We start from the raw sequence: 20,392 nt of genomic DNA, 5'->3' as shown, positions 1-20,392 counted from the left end.
CCGTTGTGGACTTGGGTTTTGGGTTGTGCCTTGTGGTGTGCCCGGGTCTTGGAGTGTAGGAGGACTGAGGATGCCGGGGCTTGCTCGTTCTGAGTGGTATGACGTGACGCGGGATATGAATTGGTCGTTGTCGTATGTGACTGAGGATCAGGTGTTCCCGGAGGAGTTGTCGAATAGTTTCGGTATTCCGGCCGAGCAGTGGTGGACTTGGGATGAGCCGTACAAGATCACGTTCCCGGAGTATGTGCATATTCAGGCTGGTAAGGATGCCAGTGTGTATTCGGTGAATGCGGTGGTGAACCGGTCGAAGTTGTATGAGCAGCTTGATCCGGGGTGGAAGGCGGCGATTCTGGCGCATTATGGGGCGATCGCGGTGCCGGAGTATCTGGCGAGTATCGGTGAGTCTCGGATGGCGCGGTTCGGGCGTGCTGCGGCGTGGCGGAATATGGCGACGTACGGGATGTTGGATGAGATACGGCATGGGCAGATTCAGACGTATATGCCGTATACGTTGTTGCCTAAGGAGCCGCGGGCGGATTGGGCGCATAAGGCGTGTCATACCAATGAGTGGGGTGTGATTGCGGCGCGGTCGTTGTTTGATGACATGTTCACTGCGAATGATGCGGTGTCTACGGCGATTCAGTTGACGTCGACGTTTGAGACGGGTTTTACGAATCTGCAGTTTTTGGGGATGGCTGCGGATGCGATGGGTGTGGGGGATTTGGAGTTCAGTGCGTTGATCTCCTCGATTCAGACTGATGAGGCCCGTCACGCGCAGCAGGGTGAGCCGACGTTGAAGATTTTGATGCGCAACGGGCGCGCCGATGCGGCGCAGAAGTTGATGGATCACATGTTTTGGCGGGCGTGGAAGGTGTTTGCGCTGTTGACGGGTTTGTCGATGGATTATTACACCCCGTTGGAGCATCGCCGGCACTCGTTCAAAGAGTTCATGGATGAGTGGATCAACAAGCAGTTTGTGGATCAGTTCCGCGACTTCGGTTTGGAAAAGCCGTGGTATTGGGATGACCACTATCAAAAGGAGCTGAATTGGCTGCATCACGCCTATCACCTGGGGGTGTGGTTTTGGCGGCCGACGGTGTGGTGGAACCCCGATGCGGGGGTGTCGCCGCGTGAGCGTGACTGGCTCGAGGAGAAGTATCCGGGCTGGAACGACTCGTTCGGGAAGTACTGGGATGTGATCACCGAGAATGTGCGGGCGGGCAATATCGCCCAGACGCTGCCCGAGACATTGCCGATGGTGTGCAACATGTGTCATATCCCGGTGTGCACGCCCGCGGGTTTTGATGCGGGTTATCGGGATTCGCCCGCACCGGTGATCCTGGACTATCAGGGGCGCCGTTACGTCTTTTGTTCGGAGCCGTGCCGGTGGGTGTTCACCATTAACCCGGCCCGTTATCGGGGACATCTGGGCATCGTGGACCGGTTTTTGGCCGGTCACATCCAGCCGCCTGACCTCAATGGGGCGCTGGCCTATATGGGGATCTCGCCGGCCGAGGCCGGTCAAGACGCCACCGACTACGCCTGGGCCCGTGAACCGGCGTCGGTGTCTGCCCCCTAAACCATCTGCCCAGAAAGGAGTCCGTGATGGCGTTGCTGCCCGTGCAAGGGTGTGTCACCGGCGATTTCGTGCTCAACCTGGTACCCATCGACAGCGACGACACGATGGAGGTAGTCGCCACCAAGATCGCCCACCACTCGGTCAACCGGCGCGTGGCCCCACAAAACAAACCACTACGCATCCGACACAACGGCCACCTGCTCCCCACCGACGCCACCCCCACCACCGCCGGCATACAACCCCTGGACTTCCTCGAAGCCTTCTACCAGGACCAACCATGACCGAGAACGCAATCCGCCGGTTGCGAGCGCACCCGTCTCTTCGTGTCGGCCGCAACATCGTGACGGGACAGTGATGACGGCCTCGGCGGGCTTAGCAAGCTTTGTCGGAGGCCAGTTGAAGTCGCCGTTGGCGATGGTTGGCGGCTTCGCCCGGATGTGCGCGCTGACGGGCAAGGCATTGCTCCGATGGCCGGTGCAATGGCGCGAGCTGATCGTGCAGTCGTGGTTTTTGCTGAGTGTGACCTTCGTGCCGACGATCTTGGCCGCGATTCCTCTGACCGTGTTGTTGACATTCACGTTGAACCTGCTGTTGGCCGAGTTCGGTGCGGCCGATATTTCGGGTGCGGGTGCGGCGTTGGGTGCTGTCACGCAATTGGGTCCGCTGACCACGGTGCTGGTGGTGGCGGGTACAGGCTCGACCGCCATTTGCGCCGACCTGGGCGCGCGGACCATCCGGGAAGAGATCGACGCCTTTGAGGTAATGGGCATCGATCCCATCCATCGACTGGTGGTCCCCCGAGTGCTCGCGGCGACGTTCGTGGCCAGCTTGCTCAATAGCCTGGTAATCCTCGTGGGGTTGGTCGGCAGTTTCTTGTTCAGTGTCTACCTTCAGCACGTCTCGGGCGGGGCTTTCCTGTCTACGTTGACACTGGTGACGGGCCTGCCCGAGGTGGTGATTGCGGCGATCAAGGCCGTCTCGTTCGGCCTGATCGCTGGGCTCGTCGGCTGCTACCGGGGTCTGACCGTGTCGGGTGGCGCCAAGGGGGTGGGCACCGCGGTCAACGAAACCGTCGTGTTGTGCGTGATCGCCCTGTTTGCGATCAACGTCATCCTGACGACGATCGGCGTGCGGTTCGGGACGGGACACTGACATGGCCAACGCGGCGGTGGTGCGCGCCCGCTTCCCCCGGACGGTCGCCGGCTTTGATACTTTCGCCGGTTTTCCCGGCCGGGCCTTGGACCGTTTTGGCCGGATGGTGTGGTTCACATTGCTGAGCGTCGGCGAAATCCCGCTGACGTTGCGTCGCTACCGTTCCGAGACGCTGCGGCTGATCGCTCAGATCGGCATGGGTACTGGGGCACTGGCCGTGGTCGGCGGCACCGTGGCGATCGTCGCGTTCGTGACATTGTCGGGCGCCTCGCTGGTCGCCATCCAGGGATTCGCTTCGCTAGGCAATATCGGCGTTGGGGTCTTCACCGGGTTCTTCGCCGCACTGGTCAATGTGCGTATCGCCGCGCCGGTGGTGACTGGGATCGCGCTGGCGGCCACGGTCGGCGCCGGCGCCACGGCGGAGCTGGGGGCGATGCGCATTAGCGAGGAGATCGACGCGCTGGAAGTGATGGGTGTCAACTCGGTCGCGTTTTTGGCGTCGACGAGGATCGTCGCCGCGGCGGTGGTGATTCTGCCGCTCTACGCGCTGGCGATGGTGATGGCGTTTTTGTCCCCGCAGTTGGTCACCACGGTGGTCTACGGGCAGTCCACCGGCACCTATGACCATTATTTCCGCACCTTCCTAAGAACCGAGGATGTGTTCTGGTCGTTTGCGGTGGCGGTGGTCATCGCGGCGATCGTGATGATCACGCACTGCTACTACGGCTACACCGCGGCCGGGGGGCCGGTCGGTGTCGGCATGGCCGTCGGCCGGTCGATGCGTTTCTCGCTGGCCGCCGTGGTGATCGTAGCCATGTTCGCGTCGTTGGCGCTCTATGGTGTCGACCCCAACTTCAACCTGACGGTGTAGCGGCCGTGACGACGCAGTTCACCGACAACGGGTCTGGCAGCCCTCGGTACAAGATCGCCGGCGCTCTGGGGGTGGCGGTACTGGCGCTCGTCGCCGTGGCGGCGTTCGTGCAGTTCGGGGGAGGTTTCACAGCCAAGGAGACGTTGACGCTGGTCTCCGACCGGGCGGGTCTGCTGGTTGGTCCTGGGTCGAAGGTGACCTACAACGGGGTCGAGATTGGCAAGGTGGCCGACATCAGCGAGATCGAGCGCGACGGCAAGCCGGCGGCGGAGTTCACCTTGGACGTGTCGCCGCAGTATGCGCAACTGATCCCGGTCAACGTCGATGCCGCGATCAAGGCGACCACGGTGTTCGGCGGCAAGTACGTGGCGCTGGCCTCGCCGAAGAATCCCGGTGCCCCGATCACCAGCGCCGACGTGATCGACGCGAGGTCGGTGTCCACCGAGATCAACACGGTGTTTCAGACGCTGATGTCGATCGCGAAGTCGGTGGACCCGGTCAAGTTGAACCTGACGTTGAGCGGGGCGGCTCAGGCCCTGTCGGGGTTGGGAGACAGTTTCGGCGCATCCCTGGTCAACGACAACAAGGTCCTCGACAACCTCAACTCGCGAATGGACCTGCTAAACCACGACGTGCGGCAGTTGGCGCGGGTAGCCGACACCGTGGCCGGGGTGTCCCCGGATCTGTGGAGCCTCCTGGCCAACGTGACGACCACGGCACGCACACTCAACGACCAGCAAAAGGACTTGGACGCGACGCTGCTGGCGGCTATCGGATTCGCCAATACCGGCGCCGACGTGGTGGATCGGAGTCGCTCACACCTGGTGCAGACGCTGGCTGCGCTGGCACCGACCAGCGAGCTGCTCGACACCTACAGTCCCGAACTGTTCTGCGCCATACGCAACGCCGCGCAGGTGGCCCCTGCCGTGGCGGTGGCTGAGGGCCTTGGCAACGGGTATTCGCTGCGGGTGCACACCCAGGTCGTCGGAGGGACCAACCCGTATGTCTTCCCCGATAACCTGCCCAGGGTCAACGCGCGCGGCGGTCCGGCCGGTGCGCCCGGCTGCTGGCAGACGATCACCCGGCAACTGTGGCCCGCACCTGCCCTGCTGCTGGACACCGGAGCCAGCATCGCCCCCTACAACCACTTCGAAATCGGTACACCGTGGGCGAATGAATACGTGTGGGGACGCCAAATGGGGGAGAACACGATCAACCCATGAAAGTCACCTCAAGCGCGATCAAGCTCGCCGCCGTTTCGGCGGTGCTGTTGGCCTTCACCGCGATCACCATCGTGGTCTTCGGTCAGGTGCGCTTCGAAAACGCCGTCGGGTATTCCGCCGAGTTCTCTTCAGCGAGCGGGTTGCGGGCGGGCCAGTTCGTGCGGGCTTCCGGGGTGGAGGTCGGCAAGGTCAAACACCTGCGGTTGGTCGACGACGGCAAGCGGGTTCGGGTGGACTTCGACGTCGACCGGTCGCTGCCGCTGTATCAGTCGACCACGGCTCAGATCCGCTACGCCAACCTCATCGGTGAGCGCTATCTGGAGCTCAAGCGCGGTACCGGCGAGGGCGCCGACCGGGTGCTCCCCCAGGGGGGCTTGATACCTCTGGCCCGCACTGAACCGGCCCTGGATCTCGACGCGCTGATCGGGGGATTTCGGCCGGTGTTTCGCGCGCTGGCCCCCGAGAAGGTCAACGCCATCGCCTCGGCGATCATCACGGTGTTCCAGGGTCAGGGCGGCACCATCAACGACATCCTCGATCAAACCGCGCGATTGACCTCGACACTGGCCGACCGCGACGAGGCGATCGGCTCGGTCGTGAAAAATCTCAACACCGTGCTGGACTCGATCATCAAGCAGGCTGGCAACGTCGACGCGACCGTGATCAACCTGGAGACGCTGATCACCGGGCTGTCGAATCAGGCTGATCCCCTGGCCGGCAGCGTGGCGAACTTGAGCAACGCCACCGGCAAGCTGTCCGAACTGTTGACCGACAATCGGCCCCTGCTGCGCACGACCGTCTCCTCGGCGCAGGGCGTGCTGCAGCCGCTCGTCGACCAACGCGGTCAACTCGACGATCTGCTGGGCAAGCTGCCGACGGCGCTGACGCTGTTGGGCCGCAGCGCCGGCACCTACGGCGACTTCATCAATCTCTACCTGTGCGACATCACGGTCACGCTCAACGGCCTGCAGCCCGGCGGCCCGGTGCGCAAGGTTCGGTTAACACAGCAGCCGACCGGAAGGTGCACACCGCAATGAGGGCGCTCGAACCGGCGAACCGGGTCCGGATTGGGATCATGGCCATCACCTTGACGGTGCTGGCCACCGCGGTGGGCCAAAGCTTCACCAGCGTCCCGATGCTGTTCGCGAAGCCGCGCTATTACGGCGAATTCAGCGACTCCGGTGGGCTGCACGCCGGCGACAAGGTCCGCATCACGGGCATGGACGTCGGCACCGTCCAGCAGATCAAGATCGCCACCGGGCACGTGGTGGTCCGATTCACCCTCGGCGACAACAGCGTGGGCACCAAGAGCCGCGCATCGGTGCGTACCGACACCATTCTGGGAAAAAAGGTGCTCGAGATCGAACCGCGCGGGCAGCAGGCGCTGCGTCCGGGTGCGACGCTGCCGCTGGGCCAGACCACGACCCCCTACCAGGTCTACGACGCGTTCCTGGATGCCACCAAGGCGGCCGCCGGTTGGGATGTCAACACCGTCAAACAATCGCTGCGCGTGCTGTCGCAGACGATCGAGCAAACCTACCCGCATCTGAGCGCCGCCCTTGACGGGGTGCAGAGATTCGCAGACGTCGTCGGCAAGCGCGATGAGCGCATCCAGCATCTGATCGGCGAGGTCAGCAAGGTGGCTGGCGTGCTGGGCGTCCACGGTGAGCAGATCAACCGGCTTTTGGTGAACGCGGAGACGTTGTTGGCCGCGGTCAACCAGCGGTCACAGGCCATCGGCACTCTGCTGGGCAACGTGCAAGCGGTGGCCGCACAGGTCACCGGGCTGATCAGCGACAACCCCAACCTCAACGCGGTGCTTAAGCAGGTCAACGTCGTCAGCGACGTGCTGGTCAAACGCAAGGATGAGCTAGTCGACACGGTCAGTCAGCTCGGCAAATTCGTAGCATCGTTGTCCGAAATCGTGTCGTCGGGGCCCTACGTCAAGGCGGCGATCTTCAACCTGGTGCCCTATCAAGTGCTTCAGCCGTGGGTTGATGCGGCGTTCAAAAAGCGCGGCATCGATCCGGAGAACTTCTGGCGCAGCGCGGGGCTGCCGGCGTTCCAGTGGCCCGACCCCAACGGCACCCGCCTGCCCAACGGGGCACCGCCCCCGGCGCCGCCGGTCTTGGAAGGCACCCCGGACCATCCGAGTCCGGCGGTGCCGCCCGGCTCACCGTGCGCCTACACGCCCGCGGCGGACAGCCTGCCACGTCCAGACAATCCGCTGCCATGCGCGGGCCTGGGCATCGGCCCGTTCGGCGGTGGCGGTTTCCCGGCACCGGTCGATGTGGCGGCCTCGCCGCCCAACCCCGATGGTGTGCCCCCGTTGCCCGGGATTGCCGTTGCCGACCGTCCCGGTGAGCCGGTGCCCAATCTTCCCGGCACACCGGTGCCGTTGCCGCCTGACGCGGCGCCAGGTGCCCGAACCCAGCCGCTGGCACCGCTGCCGCCTTTCCCGCCGGATACAGGAGGTGACCGTTGAGCACTGTGTTCACCGTTCGCGGTCTTCGCCGAAGGTCGGTCATCGTTGCGGCGCTGGCGATCGTTGTCGCCCTGGCCGGCGGCTACGCGGGCTGGCGGGTGTACCGCTTGATGACGACCAACACGATTGTCGCCTTTTTCGCGGATGCCAACGCGCTATATCCGGGCGACGAGGTCACGATCATGGGTGTATCGGCGGGTTCTGTCGACAAGGTCGAGCCGGCCGGCGACAAGATGAAGGTGACGTTTCACTACCAGAGCAAATACAAGGTGCCCGCCAACGCGTCGGCGGTGATCCTTAACCCGACCTTGGTCGCCTCGCGCAGCATCCAGCTGGAACCGCCCTACAACGGTGGCCCGGTGCTGACCAACAACACGGTGATCCCGCTTGAGCGCACCCAGGTGCCGGTGGAATGGGACCAACTGCGCGACAGCATCAGCAAGACCGTGGCCGCGCTGGGCCCCACACCCAACCAGCCCAAAGGCCCGTTCGGTGACACCATCGAATCGCTGGCCGACGGGCTGGCCGGCAAGGGCGATGCGATCAACAAATCACTGAACAGTCTGTCGGCCGCGCTGTCGGCGCTCAACGAAAGTCGCGGCGAAACATTCGCGGTGCTGCGCGGTCTGGCCACCTTCCTCAACGCGCTGCAGATCAACGAACAGCAACTGCTGTCGCTGAACAGCAACCTGGCGCAGCTCACGTCCAGCCTGACTCCGAACGATCACGAGGTCGCGGACGCGGTCAAGCGACTCGACACGCTGCTGCCCATCTTGCACAAGTTCCTCGACGACAACGGCCAGGTGCTCACGCGCGACGTCAACAACCTCTCCGAGGCGACTACCCCGCTTGTTCAGCAGCCGGGCACGGCCAACGACCTGGAAACCTTCCTGCACGTGTTCCCGACATTCGCGACCAACTCCAACAACGCCTACCACCCCAGCCACGGCGCGCTGACGATCATCCCCGCGGTCACCAACTTCGCCAACCCGTTGCAGCTGATCTGCAGCTCGATCCAGGCCGGCAGCCGGCTGGGGTATCAGGATTCCGCCGAGCTGTGCGCCCAATATTTGACGCCGGTGTTGGACGCGATGAAGTTCAACTACCTGCCATTCGGCCTGATGCCGTTCAGCACCGCCGAGACCCAGCCCAAAGAAATCGCCTACTCCGAGCCCCGCCTGCAGCCACCGCCGGGCTACAAGGACACCACCGTGCCGGGAATCTTCTCGCCGGACACGCCGTTCTCGCACGGCAACTTCGTGCCGGGGTGGGTGACAGCGCCGGGAATGCAGGGGCTGCAGGTCCGGCCCGCCACCGCGAACCTGTTGACGCCACAGTCGGTCGGCGAGCTGATAGGCGGGCCGGACGCACCGCCACCTGAGGCGGGACAAACGATGGCCGGCCCGCCGGATGCCCACGACGAGCACAGCCCGGCCCCGCCGCCGTGGTATCCGCAACCCGGACCGCCGCCGGCGCCACAGCCTGAGGTGATCCCGGGTCCGGTTCCGCCCACCCCTGCACCGGTGGCGGCGCCGCTGCCCGCGGACGCGCCGACGGGGGTGGGACAGTGAACCGCGCAGGCGCGGCGCGCCCGATCCGGCGCGCCGGCTGGCGGGTATTTGCCGTGCTGACCCTCGCGATCGTGCTGAGCTCATGTGCACAATGGCGCGGCATCGCCAACGTGGCGCTTCCGGGAGGCCCGGGCTCGGGGCGGGGCTCCTACACGGTCTTTGTGCAGATGCCTGACACTTTGGCGCTGACCCCCAACAGCAAAGTGATGGTCGCCGACGTCGACGTCGGGCGGGTGCGTGCGATAGCGATGAAGAACTGGGTCGCCGTCGTGACGTTGGACCTGCAGAGGGGAGTTCGCCTGCCGCGCAACGCCACCGCGAAGATCGGCCAGACCAGCCTGCTGGGCACCCAGCACCTGGAACTTGCGGCGCCCCAGGACCCGTCGCCGCGACAGCTGGGCAACGGCGACACGATCGAATTGAAGAACTCCTCGGCGTTTCCCACCACCGAGCAGACGCTGGCCAGCATCGCGACATTGCTGCGTGGAGGGGGCGTAGCAAATCTGGAGGTCATCCAGAACGAGGCCTACAGCATCGTCAACGGGCGGGCCGACCAGATCCGCGCCCTGCTGAACAAGTTGGACACGTTCACCGCCAAGCTGGAGGCGCAGGTCGGTGACATCACGCACGCAATCGACTCGGCCGACCGGATTCTGGCCATGGCGGCGGCGCACAACGACACCCTGAACGAGGCGCTGACGTCGCTGGCGCCGTTGGCGAAGTATCTGACGGATTCCCGCGCCCGGGTGATCGACGCGGTCGAGGCGCTGGGGCGGTTCAGCGACGTCACGGCGCAGACGGTCGGGTCGTCACAAACCAGTCTGCATCGCAACCTGGTGTCGTTGCAGCGCCCGCTCGCGCAGCTGGTCCGAGCGGCGCCGTTTGTCGTGCCAGCGCTGAAGGTGGCGCTAACCGCACCGTTTGACATCGACGCCGTCCCCAAGGCGTTTCGGGGCGACTTCATCAACACCTCCCTCGACGTTGATCTCACCCTCAGTGCCCTCGACAACGGACTTCTCAGCGGAACCGGCTTCTCGGGATCGCTGCGCGCACTCGAGCAGGCCTGGGGCCGCGACCCCGCCACCATGATCCCCGACGTGCGGTTCACACCGAACCCGAACAACGTGCCGGGCGGGCCGCTGGTCGAACGAGGTCAATGAGTCATGGTCACCCGGTTCGTCAAAAAACAACTCATCATGTTCACGGCGCTCACGGTGGTCACGCTGGTGGTCCTGGGCGGCTACTACCTGCGACTGCCGTCGCTGGCCGGGGTCGGCCAGTACACGTTGAAAGCCGATCTGCCCGCCTCGGGCGGGCTGTACCGCACGGCTAACGTCACCTACCGCGGCGCCACTGTCGGCAAGGTCACCGCCGTGGCGCCGACAAAAACCGGCGTGCAGGTGACGATGAGCATTGAGGATCGCTACAAGATCCCGATCGACGCCTCGGCCAACGTGCATTCGGTGTCGGCGGTCGGCGAGCAATATCTGGACCTGCTGTCCGACGCCAACCCGGGCAAGTTCTTCTTGCCGGGGCAAACCATCACCAAGGGCACGGTGCCCGCCGAGATCGGGACGGCCCTGGACGCTGTTGAGCGTGGCTTGGCCGCGCTGCCGAAGAACAAGATCGCCTCGCTGCTGGACGAGACGTCGAAGGCGGTGGGCGGTCTGGGCCCGGCGCTGCACCGGCTTGTCGACTCGACGCAAGCCCTTGCCGGGGACTTCGCGGCCAACTCCGCCGATATCAACGACATCATCGCGCACTCGGCGCCGCTGCTGAACAGTCAGGCCGCCTCAGGCGAACAGATCAGGCGCTGGGTACACAACCTCAACATCGTGGCCGCCCAGACCTCCCAAACCGATCCACAGCTCAGAAGCGTGCTGGCGGCCGCGGCACCGACGTTGGACAGGGCCAACGACGTCGTCGGCGATCTGCATGACTCGTTGCCGCAGACGTTGGCCAACCTCGAGATCGTTGCCGGGTTGCTGTTGCGCTACCACAAGGGCGTCGAGCAGGTTTTGGTGCTGTTGCCCCAGGTCGCTTCTGTCGCTCAGACGACCACGCTGGCGTTTCCCGGGGAGGCCCACATCGATCTCGGGCTGGCGATCAACCAGCCCCCACCGTGTTTGACCGGGTTCGTCCCGGCCTCCCAGTGGCGCTCTCCGGCCGATACCAGCATCGCCGCGCTGCCGTCGGGAACGTACTGCAAGATCCCCCAGGAGACACCGGCAAATGCCGTGCGCGGGGCGCGCAACATCCCCTGCGTCGATGCCGCGGAACGTCGCGCCGCCAACCCGTTGGACTGCCGCAGCGGCAAGCCCTACGTCCCGGCGGGCACCAACCCGTGGTACGGCGACCCGAACCAGATCCTGACCTGCCCGGCACCGGCCGCGCGCTGCGACCAACCGGTGAAACCCGGCCAGGTGATCCCGGCACCAACGTTGGATACCGGGCTCAATCCGGCCCCCGCGGACAGGGTTCCGGGCACCCCGCCGCCGGTCAGTGATCCGCTGTCGCGACCGGGGTCGGGCTCGGTGCACTGCAATGGCCAACAGCCCAACCCGTGCGTCTACGCACCGGCGCAGCCACCGGGTGCGGCCTTGAGCACCCAATCCGGCGAGATCACCGGGCCCGACGGCGTGCGCTACTCCGTGCAGAATTCGATCGCAACAGGAGACGACGGATGGAAGCAAATGCTGGCTCCGCTCGGCTGACTTCCGGTGATGTCGCGCCTGCCACCGCCGATGGTGGCGCATCGCGCCGGAGGCGCCGATGGCTGGCCGGGATCGCGGCTGGACTGACGCTGCTGGCCGGCGGCATCGCTGTCGGCGGGTATCTGGCGCTGCGCGCTCATTGCGACAGCCAAGCCCTCGGCAGCGCCAACGCCGCGGCGGTGGCCGCCGCCAAGGATTGCCTTGCGGCAACCCAGCCCGCCGACGCCGCCGCGCTGCCCGCCAGCCAACACAAGCTCGATGAGTGCTCCACCGGCGCATTCGAGGTCCAGGCCGCCTGGTATAGCGCGATTTTGACCGAGGCCTATCAAGCGCAGAACATCCATGTCCGGCTACCCGACATGGACGCCGCGGTGGAACGCACCAACGATGACGGTTCGATCGTCGCGTTGGTCGTTTTCCGCGCCACGATTTCCCAAGATGGCATGGCCGACCGGGAAAACAGCTATCGGATCAGGGTCACGATGATCCGCGAGAACGGCCAGTACAAGATCGCCCAGCTCGACCAGGTGGCCAAGTGACGGTCACCGATACTCGACCAGGACTCATCGGCATACCCGATGAGCTGGCCCCCGCGCCCTGGACGGCACGTGCCGGAGCGCTGGCCTTCGACATTGTGCCCGGCGCCGCGGTTCTGTCGACGGCGGCGTTGGTGGCGCTGTCGGTGCCGCTGCGCGGCGGGTGGTGGTGGGTGTGCGGTTGCGTTGGCGCCGTTGCGATCCTGTGGACGGCATTCAACCGGCTGCTGTTGCCGGTCCTTGGCGGCCAGAGCCTGGGACGGGCCGTTTTCGGCGTGGCGGTCCTAGGCCGCAACGGGGGGCCTGTCGGAGGGTGGCGCCTGTTGCTGCGAGACCTGGCCCACGTGCTGGACACCGCCCCGCTGCTGGCGGGATGGCTCTGGCCGTTATGGGACTCGCGTCGGCGTACCCTCGCCGACCTGCTGCTGGGCACCGAGACGCGGCTGCTCGAGGCGCGCCGCCAGGATCGCCGCGTGCGCCGTCTGGCTGCGGCGGTGATGCTGACCGCGGCGTCACTGTGCGCGGGTGGCGGTGCGATCAGTTATCTCGTTGTGCGCCAAGACGACCAATCGATCGCCGACGCCGGGACGCGGATCGCCGCCCAGGGCCCGGGCATGGTCGCCCAGATACTCAGTTACCGCCCTGAGACCATCCGGGGCGACTTCGACTACGCACAGTCCCTGGCCAGTGACAAATATCGTGAGCAACTGGCGGCCCTGCAGCAGGCGGCGCTGAAGGCGGGCCCGGTGCGCAACGAGTACTGGGTGACCGACAGTTCGGTGCTGGCCTCCACAGCCGATCGCGCGACGATGCTGGTGTTTTTGCAGGGCCAGCGGGGGGCGCCGCCAAACCAGCGGTATATCACCGCTTCGGTGCGAGCGACGTTCGTCGGGTCGGGCGCAGCGCGATGGCGTGTCGACGATCTCGCCGTCGTCACCGAACCGGAGCCGCCGAAGGCGCAACGATGAGTCCGCGCCGCAAGTTCGCACCGGGCGAGGTCCCCTTCTGCTGCAAGCCGTTCGGTGCCTCACGGCCCCGCGCACGGCGGCGCTGGGGACTGCCGTTGGTGGGGATTGCCGCCGCGGCCGTCGCCGCGGCGGCCATAACGCTATGCGCGCTTGATCTGAATTCGCATGAGACACAAAGGCGCACGGCGATCAGGCAGGCCGCGGCGCTGGGCTACGTGCGGGCCTTCATGACCGAATTCACCTCACCGGACCCGTTCCACGCCAACGATTACACCGATCGCATCTTGGCCCAAGCCACGGGTGATTTCGCACAACAGTACCGCCAGAACCAGAACGCGATCCTCATCGGGGTGGCCCGCTCCGAACCGACCACCGGCGCCGTCCTGGACGCCGGGGTCTCGAGATGGAACGACGACGGCAGCGTCGACGTACTCGTGATCACAAAGTTCACCTCGAAATCTCCGGACGGCCAAATGCGGGTCGACCGCGAAAACCGATGGGTGGTCACAGCCAAACAGGAAGGGCAAAGGTGGAAGATCAGCAGACTCACGCCGATGATCTGACCGAGCCGAGCGCCCACGTCGGTGTCCCAACCCAGGCGGCTTTCGATGACACCGAAACCGGCCGCCCGGCGGATCCGAACCCCGAAACTGGAGACAGCACGGGGCGGCTGGACGCCTGGCTGGCCCGCGCGGTCGCCGCGGCAGTCTTGCTCTTCGTCGGCTCGGCCGCGTTCGCCGGCGCTCTTTTACAACCCTATCTGGCTGACCGTGCTACTGCCGCAACAAAATTAGAGATCGCGCGCACCGCGGCTACTGCGGTCACCACTTTGTGGACATACACACCCGACACCATCGACACCCTGCCCGAACGGGCGGGCCAATATCTGTCTGGCGACTTCCGCGCGCAATACCGCACATTGCTTCAAGCGGCCGTCGTCCCCAACAAACAAGGTCAGGTGACCGACAAGACCGACGTCGTCGGGGTGGCCGTGGAATCGCTGCACGGCCCCGATGCCGACGTACTCGTGCTGACCAACACGACGGCGACCAGCCCGCTGACCCACAACATCCCCTCGCTGAAGTACGTGGGTTACCGACTGACCCTCAAACAACGAGGCGCTCAGTGGCTTGTGACCAACATGGCGACCATCAGCTTTTTGGACCTGACACCCAAGATCTAGCCACAAGGAGGCCAAACCCGCATGGCTAACAGGAAACTCACCTTCGCGTGGGCCGGCGTGACCGTGCTCGGGGTGATCGTGGTGATCCTCGTGGTGTGGTGGCAGCTCTTCCAACGCCTCAACGCTGCGCAATCCATGGTCGACGACCTCGGCCCCGCTTTCACCGTAAACCGGGTCGTGGGTGACCGCGGGGGCATCGAGATAGTCTCGGCCGCAACGAACGTCGGTGACGCGATCATGTACCAGGACGCTACCGCGGCTGAGTGGCCCAAGTTCTATGACTACATCGCCGCCCAGACGAGGCAGTCCGGCGACGAGGTCACGGCGATGATGCGCAGGGACTATCCGCATTTCAACGGCTTCGTGACCTCGACGCCGCTCTACGACGTCGGCCTCGAGATACCCAAATTGATCCACTACCTGGGCACAGTGTTGTTCCTGACACCCGACCAGGTCACCGAACTGCTCAAGAAGGACTACCCCGCGATCTACCAGGTCAGCGTCGCCCTGCCGAAGCTGACTGCGGGCTGGAGCGCGATTCCCGGAACCGAAAAACTGACCAGGTTCGACGGCACACCGGTGCGCACCATGCCACAGCTGCGGGACTACCTCAGCCAGGAGGTGGTCGCCCCCGTCGAGCGCCAGCAAACCAATTTCCGGCCGCTCGGCGTTCGCGGCGGCGTGGGCTTCCTCGCGCCCCTGCTGCTCGCCCTGGGCATCGTTGTGATCCTCTTCGGCACCACCATGGTCGTCGCGACCTGGCGAGGAGTGCCAAACAATCCGCTGCGGTTCGCCTGGGCGGTCGTCCCCGTGGTCGGCGTCGCCGTGGTCGGGCTGGTGCTCGGGCTCAACCTGTTCCCACGGATGATCGGCGGTCAGGCCCTGCTGAACGACACTCGGTCCGTCTTCGCGCTGGACCGAATCAAGGGCGATCGTGCCGGCATCGAATTCGCCTCGATCTTCGTCGACTCTCTGGGACCGGCGGTCGCGCCGGACGGCGGCATCACCGAGGAATACCCCAAGCTCGTCAACTACATTGCCGGCAAGGTTGGCGTGCCCAGCAAGGACGTCCGCGACCTGGTGGCACTGGACTTCCCGCACACGGCCAACCTGCTGGACGGGGCGCCCTTCACGGCCACGGTGTCGGAGGGGTGGAAGCTGATCGACTACCTGGCCGGCGCGTCGCATGTCACCTCCGGCCAGATGTGGCGGATCCTGGACACGAAATTTCCCAAGATCTATCAGCTCATTACGAATCTGCGGTTGGTCAGCGACGGCTGGAAGCAGGTGCCTGGCGCCGAGAAGCTGACCCGCTTCGACGGCTCACCGGCCACTCGCGTGACGGCGATCAGGGACTACTTCCGTGACGATGTCATTCCTGGACTGGAACGGCAGCAGAAGAACTTCGTGATCGCCGACACGAACTGGCCTCCGCTTCCGGTGTTCGCGCCCCTGCTCACCGCCGTCGGCATCTTTGTCGTCGGCTACGGAATCATGCTGGGAGTGCTCACCAGGAGGCAACTCCGAAAACAGAGCGAAACGACCGGCCCACCCCAACTCGCGCCCGAAAAACCGATCCCGGCCGATGTCGGCTGACCGAAGACCGGGGCCCGGGTTGGCCGGTGCCAATCCATTCGGACCCACAACGAGAACACGACAAAGGAGAACAGCTATGAGCGATCGCGACATGTTCGACGCCGCCCGTGCCGCGGGGGCACCCATCCAGCAGGCGATCACGATGTTCATGCTGCACCCGGAGACGTTCGCCGAAAGCGTGGCCGCTGGCTACCAGAACCCGCTCGCCGGATATGTCGCCGGCCGCGGTGGCGTGTTGGGGGAGGCCAGCGGTGTAACCGTCGGCTCCGTGTTCGTGATCTTCGAGCCCGACTTCCTGTGCACGCTCTGGGAGGAAGGCGTCGCGGTACGCGGCGCGGCCGGTGCGGCGAGGCTCTACTGGGAGCAGGCAGCCGGTTTTGCCCGCAAGTACCTGGCCGGCGCCGAAGGACTGGACCGCATCGCAGCACTCGGGGAGAAGATCATCGCGGCCACACCGGGCGCGGGAATGCCGCTGTACGCCGGCTGGCGCACTATGCGGCTGGCCAACGACGCACCCGCGCGGGCGCTTCAGGTGATGTTCGTGTTGCGAGAGCTGCGGGCCGAGGTGCATTTCAACGTTCTCTGCAACTCCGGTATCACTCCGGTGGAAGCACACATGCTCAACAAGGGGCACGAGTACACCACGATGTTCGGCTGGCCTGAGCCATTCGCCGACGGCGCGGGAAAGAAAGACCGCTACGACGAGGTGGAGCAGGCGACCGACCGCCGGATGGCCGAGATCTTCGCGGCCGCCCTCGACCACGACGAGGCCCGTGAACTCGCCCGATGGAGCGTGGGCGCCCTGGCGTCGCTGCAGGCCAAGGTCCCGAGCTAAGGATGGGCACCGGCAACAACGTGGGGGCGAGCCCACGATGACGACCGATCCTCGAGGTTGGGCCGCTGGTGCCCGACATCGGTAATGCCGAGTCGAGGTAGCTTCGCGGATATCCACGATGCGAAAGGGTTTGCCGATGACCTCGAAAACAACCGCTGGGCCGACGCGCATGCCTGCGGCCTTCGTCGGACACGGCACACCGATGAACGCTGTCGACGACAACCGCTACACCCGGGCGTGGCGCGACTTCGGAGCGAGCGTGCCATACCCGCGATCGATTCTGATGATCTCCGCACACTGGTACATCAACGCGTCGGTGGTGACTGCGATGAAGCAGCCCAGGACGATTCACGATTTCTATGGATTTCCCGACGAGCTGTTCGCTATGGGATACCTCGCGCCTGGAGACCCCGAATTGGCCCACGAGATCGTCGAATTGGCCAAGCCGACGTGGGTGGGTCTGGACCGCGACAGTTGGGGAATCGATCACGGCGCCTGGTCGGTGTTGGTGCACGCCTATCCGGCTGCGGATATCCCGGTGGTGCAGTTGTCGATCAACGCCGCGGAGCCCTTGCGGTATCATTTCGATCTTGGCGCCAAGCTCGCTCCGCTGCGCGAGCGTGGGGTTTTGCTCATCGTTAGCGGCAACGTGGTACACAACCTGGGCCGGATGGACAGCAAACGGCCCGACACAGGGTACCCGTGGGCCCAGGCCTTTGACGGCGCCGTTCGTGCCGTTATGACGACTAATCCCGAAAATATTCTCGATTTGCAGGGACACCAATATTTTTCGTCCGCGGTGCCGACGCCGGATCACTTTATTCCCCTGGTTTACCTGGCCGGACTGGCGGCGCACGACAGGGAGGCCGCCGAGGTCCTGGTGCAGGGGTTTGCCATGGGCTCGTTGTCGATGACTTCCTATACGTTGCGCGGGTCACGGCCGGGTCCAGATGAAGCCGCCCACCAGCGCCCGGCAACATGACTCACCGGCTTCCGGTGTCCGCGCGGGTTGGTTGCCGACCGAGGGCCGGGGAACGCCATGAGTCAGACACTGCGCGGCGTGATCTCACGTCAGAGACGCGAGCTCGCCCAGGGTCGGAGGATATTGTCGTTCCCGACCCCGGGACCGGTGGCGCCCCGGCCTCCCAAGGCAGAAGGTCGACACCCTCGTCCAATACTTCTTCCGGTATGAGCGATATGCGCCGAAAACTAAAGCGGCCCGATGTAAGCCAAGAGCAGTTGACCGTTGGCCGCCGGTCCTGAACCCATGTCCGGCGAAGCCGGTCCGCAATCCGGACTCGTGCCGCGATGCGGCATTCCTGCCGAGTTACTGTCCAATCCGCTCAGATCGATCGGTAGTTCGAGCGCGCCGGAGTTCTGGAACATGTAATGGCAACTGTAAGCGGCGCGGAGGCCTTGGTTGTGCCGGAAACCTGGCTCAGGGCCCCGGATGGTGTGTCTCGAACGAAAGGTGTTGTTCTGCTATGACATCGGTGCTATTTGCGCTGACGGGTGTCGATTACTGGACTCTGGCGGATGGGACGAAGCATTCGTGCGGGTATTGGCCTGAGGAGGTGGCTACCTCGCACCGGATCTTCACCGAGGCGGGATTCGACATCACAATGGCGACACCGGGCGGTGTCACTCCGACCGACGACCAGGCCGGTTACACGCCGGAGATGAATAACGGCAGCGCCGAGGCGGGCCAGCGGATCGCCGACTACCTCGCCTCGATCGCTGACGAGCTGGGTTCGTCGACGCCGCTCGAAGACGTCGACCCCGACGCGTACGACATTCTTTTCGTGCCGGGTGGCCACGGCCCGATGGAAGACTTGACCGTCTCGAGCGGGTTCGGTGCGTTGGTGCGCAGGTTCGCCGAGGCGGGCAAGCCCGTCGCGGCGGTATGCCACGGCCCGGCCGCGTTGCTTTCGGCCGTCGACGGTGCGGGGAACTGGTTGTTCGCCGGCCACCGGATCACCGCTTTCAGCAATGTCGAGGAGGACCTCGTCGGCTTCGCCGATAAGGCCGCATGGCTGCTCGAGGATCGCCTCAAGGCTGCAGGGGGCGTGTATTCCAAAGCGGCCGAACCGTGGGGCCCGTTCGTTGTTGTGGACCGAAACCTCTACACCGGCCAGAATCCGGCCTCCTCGGAACCATTGGCGCAGCGACTGGTCGCCGACGCTGTGGCCTGAGGTTGAAACCGTTCTTCGCGCGGCTGATTCGGAACTAGTCCGAGTCTGGACCGGCGAGCGTTCTCGCCGCACGAATCTGTAGGGGCACGGCGAGGGCCTGCTCGTCGGCATACCGGCGGGGGGTGACGCCGTAGCGGCGTTTGAATTGGGTGATGAAGTGGGAGGCGTTCGCGTAGCCGGCCCTGTTGGCCGCCTCCGCCACACTCGTGTGTCCTTCAAGGAGCGCCGTGCGCGCCCACTCGAGGCGTGTGTTTTTGACGAACTGATACGGGCTTATGCCGGTCGCTTCGCGAAAACGGTGCGCGAACGTAGACGTGCTCATGTAAGCGCGTTCGGCGAGCTCGTACACCGTGACCTGCCGGTTCGGATTGCCGTGGATGAAGTCGATAGCCGCCCGGACGGGATCCGTCTCAAGGTCGTTGGCGGCTGATGCGACCAGGCAGTGGCCTTGCTGTGCCTGCAGCAGCCGGCACACGATCTCCTGCAGATACAGCGGCGCTAGCACTTGCTGGTCACCGGCGTTGTCCAGCGCGCGCAGGAACCGCAGTATCGCGTCGGTGAGGTGTTGGTTCACGGGTGAGATGCGAACATCCAGAACCGCGCCGTTTGGATCGGATGCCCGGTGCCGTTGGTGCGCGATGGCGCGCAGGTCAGCGGTAACCCGGCGGACGACGCCGGGGTCGATCTGCAGCACCAGCGACAGGAACGGACGTGCCTGGCTGGCCTCCAATATCTCCGCTTGATAACGCATGCCGCGCGTGAGTATGACGTAGTTGAAGGGATCGTAATGATATTCGACGCCGTTGGTGCGGAGCGCCTTTCGTCCTTGAGCTACGAAACACATTGCCAGAGAGTGAATTTCGTCCCACTGCGGCGGTTGCGGGGAGGTGAACCGGTACGACGTCAGGCCCGGCCAGCTGGACGGGTTCGGCCCCGGTTGTGTTGTGGTCTTGGCCAGTTCGGCAACGATTGGGGACTCGGGCGGCTGATCGCACCACCGCTCATGAACGGTCACTGTGCTCCCATCCCGATAGCGCCGCCGGTCACCGACGTGTCGAAGATTCCGGGGGCTGTCGTCACGACACCGCCTTTCGGCGCGGTGTGCGCGACCGTGATGGGATAGCCCCGTCCGGAGGCCGCGCCCGTACTCGGCGCGAAGGTGCCGGTGATTTCCACGTCTGACTCCTTGCGTGACGTCGACCAGGTTGTCCGTGATCACTACTGAAAAACGATCACACTCAATGCGGCAACGCACAAGGCGGTGACCGGTCGGCTCGGCCGGCTCAAAGCGGCGGCGTCGGCTGCTCGGCTTGTCTGCGGTCCGAGCGTTCCTCGCTGCGGAACAGGTGTGATCCGGTCGTTAACCCGGTGGCATAGTTCACACCATCGACCGTTGTGGACTTGGGTTTTGGGTTGTGCCTTGTGGTGTGCCCGGGTCTTGGAGTGTAGGAGGACTGAGGATGCCGGGGCTTGCTCGTTCTGAGTGG

At 64.8% G+C, this 20,392-nt stretch carries 20 protein-coding genes; 18 read left to right on the top strand and 2 right to left on the bottom strand.

Annotation, left to right across the window (positions count from 1 at the left end):
- Positions 1 to 127 precede the first annotated feature (127 nt).
- The 18 genes from AC2VOP_RS09710 (at position 128) to AC2VOP_RS09625 (ending at position 18,905) form a co-directional block, all read left to right on the top strand.
- Positions 128 to 1,579 (top strand): YHS domain-containing protein, encoded by a 1,452-nt coding sequence (locus AC2VOP_RS09710; protein ID WP_486960755.1) that lies wholly within the window; start codon positions 128 to 130, stop codon positions 1,577 to 1,579.
- Positions 1,580 to 1,605: 26 nt separating this feature from the next.
- Complete coding sequence (locus AC2VOP_RS09705) at positions 1,606 to 1,860, top strand: toluene-4-monooxygenase system B family protein (protein WP_486960754.1); 255 nt, start codon at positions 1,606 to 1,608, stop codon at positions 1,858 to 1,860.
- Positions 1,861 to 1,933: 73 nt separating this feature from the next.
- On the top strand, positions 1,934 to 2,731 hold the full coding sequence (locus AC2VOP_RS09700) for an MlaE family ABC transporter permease (protein ID WP_486960753.1): 798 nt from the start codon (positions 1,934 to 1,936) through the stop codon (positions 2,729 to 2,731).
- A gap of 1 nt (position 2,732) precedes the next feature.
- Positions 2,733 to 3,602 (top strand): MlaE family ABC transporter permease, encoded by an 870-nt coding sequence (locus AC2VOP_RS09695; protein WP_486960752.1) that lies wholly within the window; start codon positions 2,733 to 2,735, stop codon positions 3,600 to 3,602.
- Between the two features lie 5 nt (positions 3,603 to 3,607).
- On the top strand, positions 3,608 to 4,825 hold the full coding sequence (locus tag AC2VOP_RS09690; protein WP_486960751.1) for an MCE family protein: 1,218 nt from the start codon (positions 3,608 to 3,610) through the stop codon (positions 4,823 to 4,825).
- Positions 4,822 to 5,862: a virulence factor Mce family protein gene (locus AC2VOP_RS09685; RefSeq protein WP_486960750.1), complete on the top strand. Its 1,041-nt coding sequence runs from the start codon at positions 4,822 to 4,824 to the stop codon at positions 5,860 to 5,862. Before AC2VOP_RS09690 ends, AC2VOP_RS09685 begins: the two co-directional genes overlap by 4 nt.
- A complete protein-coding gene (locus AC2VOP_RS09680; protein WP_486960749.1) occupies positions 5,859 to 7,310 on the top strand; it encodes an MCE family protein in 1,452 nt (483 codons plus the stop codon). Before AC2VOP_RS09685 ends, AC2VOP_RS09680 begins: the two co-directional genes overlap by 4 nt.
- A complete protein-coding gene (locus AC2VOP_RS09675; RefSeq protein WP_486960748.1) occupies positions 7,307 to 8,881 on the top strand; it encodes a virulence factor Mce family protein in 1,575 nt (524 codons plus the stop codon). Before AC2VOP_RS09680 ends, AC2VOP_RS09675 begins: the two co-directional genes overlap by 4 nt.
- Positions 8,878 to 10,041: an MCE family protein gene (locus AC2VOP_RS09670; protein ID WP_486960747.1), complete on the top strand. Its 1,164-nt coding sequence runs from the start codon at positions 8,878 to 8,880 to the stop codon at positions 10,039 to 10,041. Before AC2VOP_RS09675 ends, AC2VOP_RS09670 begins: the two co-directional genes overlap by 4 nt.
- A gap of 3 nt (positions 10,042 to 10,044) precedes the next feature.
- Positions 10,045 to 11,595: an MCE family protein gene (locus tag AC2VOP_RS09665; RefSeq protein ID WP_486960746.1), complete on the top strand. Its 1,551-nt coding sequence runs from the start codon at positions 10,045 to 10,047 to the stop codon at positions 11,593 to 11,595.
- Entirely contained in the window at positions 11,565 to 12,134 is a 570-nt protein-coding gene (locus tag AC2VOP_RS09660; protein WP_486960745.1) for an Mce protein, read from the top strand. The genes AC2VOP_RS09665 and AC2VOP_RS09660 overlap by 31 nt, the downstream gene beginning before the upstream one ends.
- The gene (locus AC2VOP_RS09655) at positions 12,131 to 13,099 is read left to right on the top strand and encodes an RDD family protein (protein ID WP_486960744.1); all 969 of its coding nucleotides are present in this window, start codon (positions 12,131 to 12,133) and stop codon (positions 13,097 to 13,099) included. The genes AC2VOP_RS09660 and AC2VOP_RS09655 overlap by 4 nt, the downstream gene beginning before the upstream one ends.
- Positions 13,096 to 13,662 (top strand): mammalian cell entry protein, encoded by a 567-nt coding sequence (locus AC2VOP_RS09650; RefSeq protein ID WP_486960743.1) that lies wholly within the window; start codon positions 13,096 to 13,098, stop codon positions 13,660 to 13,662. Before AC2VOP_RS09655 ends, AC2VOP_RS09650 begins: the two co-directional genes overlap by 4 nt.
- A complete protein-coding gene (locus AC2VOP_RS09645; RefSeq protein ID WP_486960757.1) occupies positions 13,629 to 14,282 on the top strand; it encodes a mammalian cell entry protein in 654 nt (217 codons plus the stop codon). The genes AC2VOP_RS09650 and AC2VOP_RS09645 overlap by 34 nt, the downstream gene beginning before the upstream one ends.
- Before the next feature lie 21 nt (positions 14,283 to 14,303).
- Positions 14,304 to 15,878, top strand: a complete 1,575-nt coding sequence (locus tag AC2VOP_RS09640) for a hypothetical protein (protein WP_486960742.1) — start codon at positions 14,304 to 14,306, stop codon at positions 15,876 to 15,878.
- 76 nt (positions 15,879 to 15,954) lie between these two features.
- Positions 15,955 to 16,713, top strand: coding sequence for an SCO6745 family protein (locus AC2VOP_RS09635; protein ID WP_486960741.1), 759 nt, complete (start codon positions 15,955 to 15,957; stop codon positions 16,711 to 16,713).
- A 169-nt stretch (positions 16,714 to 16,882) separates the two neighbouring features.
- Entirely contained in the window at positions 16,883 to 17,695 is an 813-nt protein-coding gene (gene ygiD, locus AC2VOP_RS09630) for a 4,5-DOPA-extradiol-dioxygenase (RefSeq protein ID WP_486960756.1), read from the top strand.
- A gap of 502 nt (positions 17,696 to 18,197) precedes the next feature.
- Complete coding sequence (locus tag AC2VOP_RS09625) at positions 18,198 to 18,905, top strand: type 1 glutamine amidotransferase domain-containing protein (RefSeq protein ID WP_486960740.1); 708 nt, start codon at positions 18,198 to 18,200, stop codon at positions 18,903 to 18,905.
- 34 nt (positions 18,906 to 18,939) lie between these two features.
- On the opposite strand, the gene AC2VOP_RS09620 is transcribed toward AC2VOP_RS09625, so the two are convergent.
- Both AC2VOP_RS09620 and AC2VOP_RS09615 read right to left on the bottom strand, forming a co-directional pair.
- Positions 18,940 to 19,920 (bottom strand): AraC family transcriptional regulator, encoded by a 981-nt coding sequence (locus AC2VOP_RS09620; RefSeq protein WP_486960739.1) that lies wholly within the window; start codon positions 19,918 to 19,920, stop codon positions 18,940 to 18,942.
- Entirely contained in the window at positions 19,917 to 20,081 is a 165-nt protein-coding gene (locus AC2VOP_RS09615; RefSeq protein ID WP_486960738.1) for a hypothetical protein, read from the bottom strand. Before AC2VOP_RS09615 ends, AC2VOP_RS09620 begins: the two co-directional genes overlap by 4 nt.
- Positions 20,082 to 20,392: the final 311 nt, after the last annotated feature.

The sequence above is a fragment of the Mycobacterium sp. TH-M106 genome (assembly GCF_057473765.1).
This window is presented reverse-complemented; position numbering and strand designations above follow the sequence as displayed.